General features: G+C 72.6%; 12 protein-coding genes. 7 read left to right on the top strand and 5 right to left on the bottom strand.

What is annotated here, in order from left to right:
* The 4 genes from HQQ79_RS01665 to HQQ79_RS01680 all read left to right on the top strand — a co-directional run bounded on the left by HQQ79_RS01665 (position 1) and on the right by HQQ79_RS01680 (position 4,028).
* On the top strand, positions 1-513 hold the full coding sequence (locus HQQ79_RS01665) for a low molecular weight protein-tyrosine-phosphatase (protein ID WP_017886476.1): 513 nt from the start codon (positions 1-3) through the stop codon (positions 511-513).
* Complete coding sequence (purB, locus tag HQQ79_RS01670; protein ID WP_173032277.1) at positions 510-1,895, top strand: adenylosuccinate lyase; 1,386 nt, start codon at positions 510-512, stop codon at positions 1,893-1,895. The genes HQQ79_RS01665 and purB overlap by 4 nt, the downstream gene beginning before the upstream one ends.
* A gap of 139 nt (positions 1,896-2,034) precedes the next feature.
* A complete protein-coding gene (locus HQQ79_RS01675) occupies positions 2,035-3,216 on the top strand; it encodes a hypothetical protein (protein WP_173032278.1) in 1,182 nt (393 codons plus the stop codon).
* Between the two features lie 2 nt (positions 3,217-3,218).
* The gene (locus HQQ79_RS01680; protein ID WP_231495636.1) at positions 3,219-4,028 is read left to right on the top strand and encodes a L,D-transpeptidase; all 810 of its coding nucleotides are present in this window, start codon (positions 3,219-3,221) and stop codon (positions 4,026-4,028) included.
* 140 nt (positions 4,029-4,168) lie between these two features.
* On the opposite strand, the gene HQQ79_RS01685 is transcribed toward HQQ79_RS01680, so the two are convergent.
* A complete protein-coding gene (locus tag HQQ79_RS01685; protein ID WP_173032279.1) occupies positions 4,169-5,083 on the bottom strand; it encodes a LysR family transcriptional regulator in 915 nt (304 codons plus the stop codon).
* 72 nt (positions 5,084-5,155) lie between these two features.
* Between HQQ79_RS01685 and HQQ79_RS01690 the strand changes: the two genes are divergently transcribed.
* On the top strand, positions 5,156-6,136 hold the full coding sequence (locus tag HQQ79_RS01690; protein ID WP_027464972.1) for an EamA family transporter: 981 nt from the start codon (positions 5,156-5,158) through the stop codon (positions 6,134-6,136).
* Here HQQ79_RS01690 and HQQ79_RS01695 read toward each other — a convergent pair.
* Both HQQ79_RS01695 and HQQ79_RS01700 read right to left on the bottom strand, forming a co-directional pair.
* Positions 6,105-7,082, bottom strand: a complete 978-nt coding sequence (locus HQQ79_RS01695; RefSeq protein ID WP_138803428.1) for an epimerase — start codon at positions 7,080-7,082, stop codon at positions 6,105-6,107. The genes HQQ79_RS01690 and HQQ79_RS01695 overlap by 32 nt on opposite strands.
* A gap of 1 nt (position 7,083) precedes the next feature.
* A complete protein-coding gene (locus tag HQQ79_RS01700) occupies positions 7,084-7,752 on the bottom strand; it encodes a DUF4166 domain-containing protein (protein WP_173032280.1) in 669 nt (222 codons plus the stop codon).
* A 48-nt stretch (positions 7,753-7,800) separates the two neighbouring features.
* On the opposite strand from HQQ79_RS01700, the gene HQQ79_RS01705 reads away from it, so the two are divergent.
* Positions 7,801-8,715 carry a cation diffusion facilitator family transporter gene (locus tag HQQ79_RS01705; RefSeq protein ID WP_173032281.1) on the top strand — a complete coding sequence of 305 codons (915 nt, stop codon included), beginning with the start codon at positions 7,801-7,803 and terminating at the stop codon, positions 8,713-8,715.
* Positions 8,716-8,992: 277 nt separating this feature from the next.
* Here the strand turns inward: HQQ79_RS01705 and HQQ79_RS01710 are convergent, their stop codons facing one another.
* Complete coding sequence (locus tag HQQ79_RS01710; protein WP_173032282.1) at positions 8,993-9,598, bottom strand: hypothetical protein; 606 nt, start codon at positions 9,596-9,598, stop codon at positions 8,993-8,995.
* 130 nt (positions 9,599-9,728) lie between these two features.
* Positions 9,729-11,018: an MFS transporter gene (locus HQQ79_RS01715; protein ID WP_173032283.1), complete on the bottom strand. Its 1,290-nt coding sequence runs from the start codon at positions 11,016-11,018 to the stop codon at positions 9,729-9,731.
* A gap of 81 nt (positions 11,019-11,099) precedes the next feature.
* On the opposite strand from HQQ79_RS01715, the gene HQQ79_RS01720 reads away from it, so the two are divergent.
* Entirely contained in the window at positions 11,100-11,978 is an 879-nt protein-coding gene (locus HQQ79_RS01720; RefSeq protein WP_071404888.1) for a LysR family transcriptional regulator, read from the top strand.
* The last annotated feature ends 95 nt before the right edge of the window (positions 11,979-12,073 follow it).

A 12,073-nucleotide genomic window follows, 5' to 3' on the forward strand; every position in this document is an offset into this window, starting at 1 on the left:
ATGACCCAGGACGTCGACGCCCCGTTCCGCGTCTCGTTCGTCTGCAGCGGCAACATCTGCCGCTCCCCCATGGCCGGTGTCGTCTTCGCGCAGATCGCCGCGGACGCCGGCCTCGCCGACCGGTTCCAGGTGGAGTCGGCCGGCACCGGTGACTGGCACGTCGGGGAACCCGCCGACGAGCGCACGATCGCAGCGCTGGCGGCGCGCGGATACGATGGCAGCAGGCATCGCGCCCGTCAGTTCGACCCGGACCGGTTCCCGGACCTCGACCTGGTGGTCGCACTCGACCGCTCCCACGAGCGCATCCTGCGTTCGTGGGCCCCGACCATGGACGACTCCGCCAAGGTGACGCTCCTGTTGCGGTACGACGCCGCCTGGCCCCAGCAGGCCGACGTGCCGGACCCGTACTACGCGGACCGGCACGAGTTCGACCGAGTGCTCTCGACCGTCGAACGGGCCTGCCGGGCGCTCTTCCACCAGCTCGAGCCGGCAGTCCGTCAGGGAGCCCCATGACCCCCCTTCCCCCGCAGCCGATCAGCCCGCTCGACGGGCGCTACTACCCGATCGTGCACACGGTGGGCGAGCACCTCTCCGAGGCCGGCCTCAACCGCGCGCGCATCGTGGTCGAGGTCGAGTGGCTCATCTTCCTGACCGACCACGCGATGTTCACCACCTCGCCGCTCAGCGTCGACGACAAGGCCGCACTGCGCCGGATCGTCTCGACCTTCGGCCAGGACCAGATCGCGGAGCTCGCCGAGATCGAGGCGACGACCCGTCACGACGTCAAGGCCGTCGAGTACTTCGTGCGCCGCCGGCTGTCCGAGCTCGGGCTCGACGCGATCGCCGAGCTCACCCACTTCGCCGCCACGAGCGAGGACGTCAACAACCTGTCCTACGCACTCACGGTGCGGGACACCGTCGACCAGGTCTGGCTGCCCGGCTTCCGCGCCGTGCTCGAGAAGCTCCGGACGCTCGCCGTCGAGCTGAAGAGCGTGCCGATGCTCTCGCACACCCACGGTCAGCCGGCCACCCCGACGACGCTCGGCAAGGAGCTCGCGGTCGTCGTCTACCGGCTCGAGCGCGTGCTCGCCCAGATCGAGGGCGGCGAGTACCTCGGCAAGTTCTCCGGCGCGACCGGCACCTTCTCGGCACACCTCGCCGCGGACCCCGAGGCCGACTGGCCCGCGCTGTCCCGCGAGTTCGTCGAGGGCCTCGGCCTGACGTGGAACCCGCTCACCACGCAGATCGAGTCGCACGACTGGCAGGCCGAGCTCTACGACCGGGTGCGTCACGCCAACCGGATCCTGCACAACCTGGCGACCGACGTGTGGACCTACATCTCGATGGGGTACTTCACGCAGATCCCCGTCGCGGGTGCGACCGGGTCGTCGACGATGCCGCACAAGATCAACCCGATCAAGTTCGAGAACGCCGAGGCGAACCTCGAGATCTCGTCTGCGCTCTTCTCGACGCTGTCCGAGACCCTCGTGACGAGCCGACTGCAGCGCGACCTGACCGACTCCACCACGCAGCGGAACATCGGCGTCGCGTTCGGGCACTCGCTGCTCGCGCTCGACAACCTGCGCCGCGGGCTGGGCGAGATCGCGGTGAACGAGGCCAAGCTCGCCGACGACCTCGACCACAACTGGGAGGTGCTCGCCGAGGCGATCCAGACGGTCATCCGCGCCGAGGTCACCGCCGGGCAGTCGAACATCGAGGACCCCTACGCGATGCTCAAGGAGCTCACGCGGGGCAAGCGGGTGAGCCAGCAGGACCTCATCGTGTTCGTGAACGGCCTGGACATCTCCGACGGCGCGAAGGCCCGCCTGACGAACCTGACGCCGGCGACGTACACGGGCCTGGCGGACGAGCTGGTCGACCACCTCGACGTCTGAGCACGATGCGGTGCGTCCTGACACGGACGCACCGCACACCAGGGGTGCGGAATCCTCACGAACCCGGTAGGTTGATCGTGCTGAGCGTCGTCTCAGCACGGGGGGCGTCGCAGTGGACGAACCCTGTCCTCTTCACCGGATGGACCTCCACACCGTGCTTCGTTCCCGTATCGCCGCGGCCGCCGTCGGCGTCACCGTGCTCGGCGTCACCGCCGCGCTCGTCCCCACCGTCTCGACCGCCACGGTTCCGACGACCTCGGCGTCGCCGAACGTCACCTGGACCGACTCGGCCGCCGACTTCACGGCGGCGCCGGAGACCGCGGTCCCCCTGACCGACCAGTGGTACTGGGCGTCCCTCGGGGACCCGACCGCGGGTGGCAGCATCACCGACCACGCCACGATCGACGCCGACGGCCTGTCCGTGTCCGCGGGCGAAGCAGTGGGCATCATCCGCGGGCTCACCAAGCCGGTCGCCCCGAGTGGGCTCGGCGCACTCGTCTCCGGCGCCAGCGCGACGACGACCGGCGCGACGAGCTTCGCACTCGCGATCCAGTCGACAGCCGACACCTCCGACCAGACCGTGGTCTTCGCCGCGGGCGACGGCGACGCCGGCCTGAGCGGCGCGTCCACCGAGTGGATCGACCCCGCCACCGGGACGACCGAGTCGACGAGCGAGCTCGCGACGGACCTCTCCGACGCCGGCGCCCAGGTCGTCGGGTACATCGTGTACGTCGGTCTCGACGCCTCGACCGGCATCCCCGCACCCGGCCCGACGGACGAGCCGACCGCACCGACCACCGAGAGCCCGGCACCGACCGTCGCGCCGACGGATCCGACCGTCGCGCCGGGCGGCCCGCTCGACCTCTCCGCGCCGCTCGAGTCCACGGCGCAGGCCCTCGCGGCCGATGCCTCCGGTTCGGTCTCCGCGCTGCGCGTCGACGACACCACGACGTACTTCACGCCGCAGCCCACCGCGGTGACGAGCGTCGAGGACACCCGCGTGTCGCAGTCGGTCTCCGGGTTCCAGGTCGTCGGCAGCGGGTTCGCGCCCGCCGAGGGCGTGCAGGCGACGATCACCCAGGGCGGCGAGACGTACGCGGTCGCCACCAACGCCTCCGTGGCCGACCAGGACGGCGACGTCGTCGTGGTCGTCGCACTGCCCGAGGGCGTCGCGACCGCCGGCGCGTTCACGGCGACCCTGGTCGGCACGTCCTCAGGCCAGACCGCCTCGGCGGCGGCGACCTTCATCGCCGACCCGGCCGGCCCGGCCGTCGCGCCGGTCGCCGTGCCGGTGCCCGGAACGGCGTCCTTCACGGGCTGATCTTGCCGATCCTCCCGACCGAGCCACGGCGGCGCGCGACACTGATCGCCGCCGCCGTGGCCGTCGTCTGTGCCGGGGCTGTGGCGTTCGTCGCCCTCGGCCCCCTGTCGGCGACGCCCACACCGGCACCCACGCGGTCCGTCGCCGCGTCCCCGACGCCCAGTGCGACGCCGACGCCGACGGCGACTCCCTCGACGAGTCCGGCCCACGCGGTCGACGCCCCCGTCAGCACCACCGTCGCCGCCGTCCGCGGCGACTCGGTTCCCGTGAGCGCGACCGCCGGCGGGGCGTCCGGCCAGACCCTGTCGAACCCGCAGCAGTCCGGCGCACCACTGGTCTTCCGCGTGGTCGACCGGCAGGACGGCTGGGTCCGGGTGCAGCTGCCGCAGCGTCCGAACGGCAGCCTCGGCTGGGTACGGACGGGCGCTGTCACCCTCTCCGAGGACCCGTACGCGATCGTCGTCACCCGCGCGGAGAACACCCTCGACCTGTACAAGGCCGGCAAGGTCGTGGACTCCTACCCCGTCGCGACCGGTACCGGCGGGACGCCGACGCCGACGGGCCGCTTCGCCCTGACCGAGCTGCTGGCGCCGACGAACGCCGGGTACGGCCCGTACGCCTACGGCACGACGGCGTTCTCGGACGTGCTCAACTCCTTCGGTGGTGGCCCGGGACAGATCGGGCTGCACGGCACCGACGACACCTCGAGCATCGGCACCGCTGCCTCGCACGGCTGCATCCGCATGCACAACGCCGACATCACCGCGCTCGCGGAGCTCCTGCCGCTCGGCACCCCGATCCAGGTGCGCTGACGCCCCTGGCGCCCACCGAGTGAGCAGAAGAGGTCGAATCGCGGCGCGGGACCCGACCGCTTCTGCTCACGCAGCGGGTCTGCCGCAGCGCCCACGCGGCCTGGAGGCACGGCGTGCGCCCGGCGGTGGGCGCCACCGTCTCAGGTGGTGACGTGCAGGGCCTCGGCGACCAGCGCCTCCAGGACGGTGCGGACCACGGGCCGGACGGCACGGTCGGGGCGGACCAGTGCCTCGATGCGGCGTCCGGCACGGACGTCGGCGAGTTCCGCCAGGTGGAAGCGCCCGGCGGCCCGCGTGCCCGACGTGTACCGCGGGACGAGTGCGATGCCGTGCCCTGCCGCCACCAGGTTCTCGATGACCGGCAGGTGGATCGTCCGGAAGGCGACGCTCGGCGGTGCGTCCGACGCCGCTGCCATCGCCTGCAGGACCCGGTCGATCGGGTACCCCTCCGGCACGCCGATCCAGGTCTCGCCGACGACCTCGTCGATGCCCACGCGTGCGCGACCGACCAGGGCGTGCCCGGGCGGCAGGGCGACGTCGAGCGGTTCGCGCAGGAGCGGCACGGTGTCGACCGATCCCTGGTCGGCCGGCCGGACGCCGTCCGACCGGTGCCCGACGACCACGTCGTGGTCGGCGGCGAGCGGTGCGAACTCCCCCTCGCTGACATCGACGTCGACCAGGGTCAGCGCGATGCCGGGGTGCTCCTGCATCCGGGTGAGCACGCCGGGCAACAGCAGTTCGGCGGCGGACGGGAAGATCGCCAGGGACACGGGTCCGGTCGTGCCACCGAGGTGTTCCTGCCAGGCGGCGTCCACCCGGGCGATGGCGGTCGAGACCCCGGATGCCAGGCCGGCCAGGACCTGGCCGTGCGGGGTCAGGCGGACGCCGCGCCCGACGCGTTCGACCAGCGGGACCCGGACCTGCCGCTGCAGCGTCTGCAGCTGCTGGGAGACGGCGCTGGGTGTGCGGTGGGTGGCCTCGGCGACGGCTGTGACGCTGCCACGCTCGGCGAGCTCGCGGAGGACCGCGAGCAGCTGCACGTCGAAGTCGACCATGCAGGGACCCTACATCGTGTTTCGCGAAGGTTTCGATGGACCTACAACGTGCGGGCCGGGACGATGAGGAGCATGACCGCTCGTGACCGTCTCTTCGCCGTCGTGGTGGCCGTGGTCTGGGGACTGAACTTCCCCGCGACGGCACTCGCGCTCGAGCACTTCCCGCCGTTCCTGCTCGCAGCGCTGCGGTTCACGATCCTGGCGGTCCCGACGCTGCTGTTCGTGCCGCGGCCGCGGATCCCGTTCGGGCGACTGCTGCTCGTCGGCCTCGGGCTCGGCGTGCTGCAGTTCTCGTTCCTGTACCTGAGCATGGCGTCCGGCATGCCGTCGGGGCTGGCCTCGCTCGTCCTGCAGGCCTCGGCGCCCTTCACGGTGGTGCTGGCCGGGGTGTTCCTGCGCGAGCGGCTGACCGGCCGGCAGGTCGTCGGGGTCACCGTCGCCGTGGCCGCCCTCGCCGCGATCGCCCTGCACCGTTCCCAGACCGCCGCGCTGCTGCCCGTCGTGCTCGCGCTGTGCGGTGCGCTCGGGTGGGCGATCGGCAACGTCGCGACCCGGCGGGCGGGCGCCGCGAACCCGCTGCACCTGACCCTGTGGTGGTCGGTCGTGCCACCCGTGCCGATGGCCGTGCTGTCGCTCGTGGTCGAGGGACCGGACCGCATCGGGGCCGCACTCGGCACGGCGTTCACGCCGGCGGCGCTGCCGGCCGACCTCGGCCTGCTCTACATCGTGGTCGTCGCGACCCTGGTGGGCTACGGCATCTGGTCGCGGCTGCTGGCGACCTACCCCTCGAGCACGGTCGCGCCGTTCTCGATGCTCGTGCCGGTGGTCGGGGTGCTCGCGTCGTGGGCGGCCTTCGGCGAGGTGCCCGACCTGGTCGAGGTGCTCGCCGGCGCGGTCGTCGTGGCCGCCGTGCTGTGGTCGTCCCGTCCGGCGCGGGACCGCCGGCCGCGACCGGGCCGGAACCCGGCGCCGGATCCGGCCCCGACACCAGCTCCGGTCGACGGGGTCCCGGTGCCGGCGCTCAGCCCCGGTGCTGGCGGCGCTCCGCGATGATCCCGGCGAGCGCCCCACGCAGGTGCGGGTACCGGAACTCGTAGCCCGCCTCGGTCAACCGGGTCGGCACCACCCACCGGCTCTTCAGCACGAGTTCGGTCTCGGTGCGGATCGCGAACGACCCGAGTTCGAGCATCCATCGCCAGGTCGGTACCCCGAACCGGCGTCCGACGGCGTCGCGGATGGTCGCCATCACGGTGCGGTTGTCGGACGGGTTCGGGCTCGAGAGGTTCACCGGCCCCTCGATCTCCGGGTGGTCGCGGAGGAACCGGATGGACCCGAGGACGTCGGCGATGTGCACCCAGCTGAAGCGCTGCCGACCGTGCGTGGGCCGGTGGTGGTGGTAGGTGCCGGCGCGGAGCCGGGAGCGCGTCGGCACCCACGGCCCGTCGTACTGCGGCCCGCCGAGGCCGGCCTGCGCGAGCCGGAGGAGCGGCAGCAGGGCGCTGCCGTCGCCGAACACGATCGCCATCCGGAGCGCCACACGACGGGTGCCGGGCAGGTCGGCGCCGAAGAAGGCGTCCTCCCACGCGCGGGCCACGGAGACCGAGAACCCCTCGCCGATCTCGCCCGTCGTCTCGTCCTGCGGGCGGTCGTCGGCGTGCCGGTAGATCGTCGCGGTCGAGGCGTTCATCCACAGCGGCGTCGGGTGCTCCGACGTCCGGATGGCCTCGGCGAGCTCGAGCGTGGTGTCCACCCGTGAGCGCATGATCTCGGCACGGTTGCGTCGGCCGTAGCGGCAGTTGACGCTCTTGCCCGCCATGTTCACGACCATGGCCGCACCGTCGACGAGTTCCCGGATGCGCAGGGTGTTGCCCCACACCGCGTCGCCGGTCCGGCCGACGGTGACGACCCGGTAGCCCTCTGCCGCGAAGGCGTCCCGCAGGTACCGCCCCACGAAGCCGCTCGCTCCCGCGATCACGACGCGGCCCTTCTCGTCGCTCATCTCATCCCCGTCCTGTGTCCGGCGCGATCTCGTACCGGAACGCCCCCTCGTACCGGTACAGCGTGCCGACCACCGGCGCGGTGAGCACCAGGGACACGCGCTGCAGGTCGGCTTCGTCATCGAATCGTTCTGTGAGCGTCACACGCGGGCTCAGGGCGGCCGGGAGGCGCAGATCGCGTCCCAGCGCACGGAACGTCACGCGCGTGGAGACCAGGCGCAGGGCGCCCGCGTCCGGGCCGTCCACGTCGACCTGCGCCCGCAGACGCGCGCTGACGCGCCCGCGGCGACCGAGGTGGTCGACCAGGCCGTCGGGTTCGGCGGTGATGGCGTCCACCATCGTGCGGGCTCCCGAGCGGAACCGGAAGGTGCGGTGCGCGCGGACGGCGGGGCGAGCCTCCCGGCCGGTGCCGGGTCCACGACGCACGCGAGCCGGGCGGTTCTCGACGGTGAAGGGCACGTCCCGTTCCCACACCGGGAACATGACGGCGTCGCGCGCGAACCACGCGAGGACCGGCCAGACCCACCGGCGCGGGGTGCCGACCACGGTGAAGACGCCCTCGCCGCGACCGACGTGTCCGGGCGGGACGGCAGCGAAGTACGTCCGGAGCCGCGGGTGCAGCCGGGCCAGCACCTCGGGTGGTGTGGACAGCTCGTAGGGCGACCGGCTCACGCCGACGATCCTGGCATGTCGTCAGTGCGGATCCCTACGATGTCGCACATGGGACACGACCACGGGCACGGCGTCGGGCACGCCTCGGAGCGCGCCCTGCTCGTCGCGTTCTGCATCTCGGCGGGCATCCTGCTCGCCGAGGTCGTGGGCGCCGTGGTCACGGGTTCGCTCGCACTGCTCGTCGACGCCGGGCACATGGTCGTCGACACCGGCGGACTCGGCATCGGACTCGTCGCGACGCGGCTCGCCCGCCGGTCGCCGACCGCACAGCGCACCTGGGGCTTCCAGCGGGCCGAGGTCCTCGGGGCCACCGCGCAGGCCGCGATCCTGCTCGCCGTCGGCGTCTACGTGATCATCTCGGCGGTCCAGCGGCTCGTCGTGCCAGAGGAGATCCACTCCGGGCCGCTGCTCGTCTTCGGCATCGTCGGACTCGTCGGCAACCTGGTGGCCTACGCGGTGCTGCTCCGGGCCTCGGGCGAGGGCTTCACCTCGCGTGCCGCCCGGCTCGAGGTCCTCAACGACACCCTCGGGTCGGTGGCCGTCATCATCGCCGCGGTCGTGCTCATGCTGACCGGATGGGAGCGGGCGGACTCCGTCGCCGCGATCCTGATCGGCCTGCTCATCCTGCCGCGGGCGATCCGGCTGCTGCGCGAGACCGCGAACGTGCTGCTCGAGTCGACGCCGCCGGGGCTCGACCTCGACGACGTGCGGGGCCACATCCTCGAGCTCGACCACGTCATCGCCGTGCACGACCTGCACGCGACGCTCGTGGCGACCGGGGTGCCGAACCTGACCGCGCACGTGGTCGTCGACGACCACTGCTTCTCGACGGCGCACGCCCCGGCGATCCTCGACGAGCTGCAGCGGTGCGTGGCGGAGCACTTCGACGTGCCGGTGGAGCACTCGACGTTCCAGTTGGAGCCGGCGTCGCACCGGCGGCACGAGTACGAGGTGCACGCGTAGGGTCGCGCGCTCGGCGTGTGTGCGTCTGGGCGTCTGGGCGTGTGGGCGTGTGGGCGTGTGGGCGTCTGGACGTGTGGGCGTCTGGGTGCTGCGGCGGTGGGGGACGACGCGGAACGACGAGGTCGACGTCGTACGACGACGACATCGTCGCTTTGTGCAGACGCGGACTGTTGCGTGGCGGTGGTTGCGACAGCGTCGATGTCGTACGACGACGGCGGTGTCGTTCGACGTCAGTGGCCAGCGTGGTCGGTCGCAGAACGGGTGGCCAGCACCGGCGTCAGCAGTCGTCGGTGCGCGTGGGGTACGCCGTGATCACCCGGTCGGTGGTCGCCGAGACGATCACCTTGACGAAGGGCTCGTCGTCGGGGCGCGAACCGTCGTCGAACCGGACGGGTGCGGCGTAGCAGACCTTGCCGTCGCCGGCGTCGAGCGGGAACCCGGGGCGCGGGTCCTCGAGCGCCGTCTGCACCGCCGTGAGCATGGCGTCGTCCCAGTCGCGCGAGCCATGCCCGGAGACGACGTCCTGCCAGTCGGCGGTGTGCCGCACCCGGATGTGCTCGTAGCCCTGGGCAGCGGTGCCGCACTGCAGGGTGACGCGGCCCAGGGCCTCGGTCTCGTACTGCGCGACGGCCGCCTGGGACGTCCTGTCGCACCGGCCGAGCGCCGTGCTACCGGGCATGTCCGGCCCGGTGCGGGTGATCGTGACGGTGCCGTCGCCGGCGGCGGTCGGCGCGTCGGCCGGGGTCTGTGAGGTCGAGCCGGCGCCGATGGTCGGGTCGTCCGCACCCTGCCGTGCCGTCAGGAACAGCCCGCCGGCGAGGAGACCGGCGGCGACCACGGCCGCGATCCCCGTGATCACGGGACGGTTGCGGTTCCGGGGCACGCACCCAGTATGCCGGGAGTGCGTCCGCACGACGGAACCGGGTTCCGGACACGGCACCGCGCGATCGCGTGGTCCGGTGTCCGGAACCCGGTTCCGGGAGGCGACGGGCGGACGCCCGGCCCGTGGCGCGTCAGGCGCGCGCGGCCAGCCGGGTGCCGGCGACGACGGCCAGGACGGCAACGAGTACGACGTACCCGATCAGGACGGGGAGCGTCGGGATCACCAGCAGCGCCGCCCCGACGGCCACGACCGGCACGGTGAGCCCGGCGTAGGCGATGAGGAACGTGGCGGCGAGCACGCCGCCCCGACGCTCCGGGCCGACCAGCGCTGCGGCGCTGCCGATCGCGGCGCGGAACAGCAGGCCGACCCCGGCGCCCGCGACGACCCCGCCGCCGATGAACCCGGCGACCTGCAGCAGGACCGCGGCGACGGCCAGGACGACCAGCCCGACGACCAGCAGCACCATGCCGAGCCGGATCTGCGCACGCTGCGACAGCCGGGCGAAGACGATCTGCGAGAGCGCGCTCGCGGCGAAGACCCCGAAGGTCGTGGCCCCGGCGGCCAGGCGGTCGGTGACGTGGAAGGTGGTGCCGAGGAAGCTCGGCGCGACCGAGGTGAAGAGGCCCTGCACGGCGAGTGCCGCGAACGCTGCGGCACCGGCTGCCCAGAACGCAGCTCCCTGGCCCTCGGGAGCCTGCATGCGCTGCGGGCGGTAGGCCACGGGCTGCTCGGGACGGTCGACCGTCTCCGGTGCGGCCAGCACCAGCACGAACGCGACGGCCAGCGCGATCACGAACACCACGTACGGGACCATGAGCGGCTGCCCGACGAACTCGGCGAGCGCTCCACCGACCAGGGCGCCGAGCGACAGCCCACCGAGGTTCACCGCCCCGGCGGCGACGCTCGCCCCCTTCGCGGAGTCGCTCGAGCCGGTCGCACGGACCCGGAGCTCACCGAGGTGCGCCGTCGCGGTCGCCGTCAGCGTCCCGACACCGAGGCCGGTCACGAGCCGGGCGACGATGAGGCCGGTGACGTCGTTCCAGAGCAAGAACAGCACGGCGGCGACCAACTCGAGGGCGATCGACACCAGGATGAGCGGGCGCCGCCCGTGCACGTCGCTCAGGTGTCCCGCCAGGTACAGCGACCCGACGACCCCGACCCCGTACGCCGCGAAGATCACGGTCGTGGTGAAGGTCGGGAACCCGTCGCGGGCCTGGTAGATGACGTAGAGGGGCGCGGGGACGGTCGCGAAGGCCATCACCGCGAGGAACGCGAAGGCGACGACCCAGAAGCCGAAACCGTGGCGCCGACGGGTGTGGACACGGCGTCCGCGCGGGGCGACGACACGGTCGTTCGCGGATGCGGGAGCGGCGGTGGTGGCGGGGACGGTGCCCGTCGGGGTGTCGGTGACGGTTGACATGCTCCGATGATCGCGCTCGGATTGCATCGAGTCCAACGGATGCGCTTGATGTGTACGATCGATCTGTTCGATACTCGGACGATGGAGACCCGACTGCTCGAACAGTTCGTCACCGTCGCCGCCGAGGGCAGTGTCACCCGCGCGGCGGAACGACTCTGGGCGGCGCAGTCCACGGTGTCCGCGGGCATCGCCTCGCTCGAGCGCAGCTTCGGGGTGCGGCTCTTCGACCGCACCGGCCGGCAGCTCGTCCTGACCCCGGCCGGCGAGGACCTGCTCCCCCACGCCCGCGCGGTGCTCGAGTCCCTCGACCGGATGCGCGACCTGGCCACCGCCGACGACGCCGACCTGCGAGGGCGGGTGCGGCTCGGCATCTTCACGAGCATGGACATCGTCGACCTGACGGGCGTGCTGCAGCGGTTCCGACGGCAGCACCCGCTCGTCGCGGTGGAGCTGATGACCTCGCCGTCGGGGACGACCGGGCTCGTGCAGGACCTGGTCGCCGGGCGGCTCGACATCGCCTACACGGGCCTGCCCACCGTGCCCGCCGGCGTCGTCGTGGAGCCGTTGCGGGAGATGCCGTTCCGGGTGTTCACCGCGTCGGACCACCCGCTCGCCGGCCGGTCGTCGGTGTCGCTCGCCGAACTCGCGGATGAACCCTTCGTCGACACGGCGCACGGGTTCGGCAACCGGATCATCCTCGACGGGGCACTCGAGCGGCTCGGCATCCGGCGGCGCATCGTCGCGGAGATGAACGACATGCCCGCCGTGATCCGGTTCGCCTCGGCCGGGCTCGGCGTCGGGGTCGTGCCGGACTCGGGGGTGCGGTACGACGGTGCGGTGCTCGACCTGGAGGACGAGGTCGACCCGCTCCGCATCGGTCTGGCGGTCCGGACGTCTCCGGAGCCGAGTCGAGCGGTCCGGACGCTGGCGCGCGACATCGTGGCGGCGCGGGTGGGGTGACGCGGGGCGTGGTCGGTGTGCTCCGTGAGCAGGAACGGTCGCGTCACGGTGCGCGAGGCGACCGTTCCTGCTCACGATCTGACCACCGACGGACT

The sequence above is a fragment of the Curtobacterium sp. VKM Ac-2852 genome, assembly GCF_013205045.1.
Taxonomy (GTDB): Bacteria; Actinomycetota; Actinomycetes; order Actinomycetales; family Microbacteriaceae; genus Curtobacterium; species Curtobacterium flaccumfaciens.

Coding starts and splice junctions, on each gene's coding strand:
- HQQ79_RS01720 (WP_071404888.1), top strand. CDS start 11,100: ATGGAGACCCGACTGCTCGAACAGTTCGTCACCGTCGCCGCCGAGGGC.
- HQQ79_RS01695 (WP_138803428.1), bottom strand. CDS start 7,082: ATGAGCGACGAGAAGGGCCGCGTCGTGATCGCGGGAGCGAGCGGCTTC.
- HQQ79_RS01675 (WP_173032278.1), top strand. CDS start 2,035: ATGGACCTCCACACCGTGCTTCGTTCCCGTATCGCCGCGGCCGCCGTC.
- HQQ79_RS01665 (WP_017886476.1), top strand. CDS start 1: ATGACCCAGGACGTCGACGCCCCGTTCCGCGTCTCGTTCGTCTGCAGC.
- purB (WP_173032277.1), top strand. CDS start 510: ATGACCCCCCTTCCCCCGCAGCCGATCAGCCCGCTCGACGGGCGCTAC.
- HQQ79_RS01705 (WP_173032281.1), top strand. CDS start 7,801: ATGGGACACGACCACGGGCACGGCGTCGGGCACGCCTCGGAGCGCGCC.
- HQQ79_RS01685 (WP_173032279.1), bottom strand. CDS start 5,083: ATGGTCGACTTCGACGTGCAGCTGCTCGCGGTCCTCCGCGAGCTCGCC.
- HQQ79_RS01715 (WP_173032283.1), bottom strand. CDS start 11,018: ATGTCAACCGTCACCGACACCCCGACGGGCACCGTCCCCGCCACCACC.
- HQQ79_RS01690 (WP_027464972.1), top strand. CDS start 5,156: ATGACCGCTCGTGACCGTCTCTTCGCCGTCGTGGTGGCCGTGGTCTGG.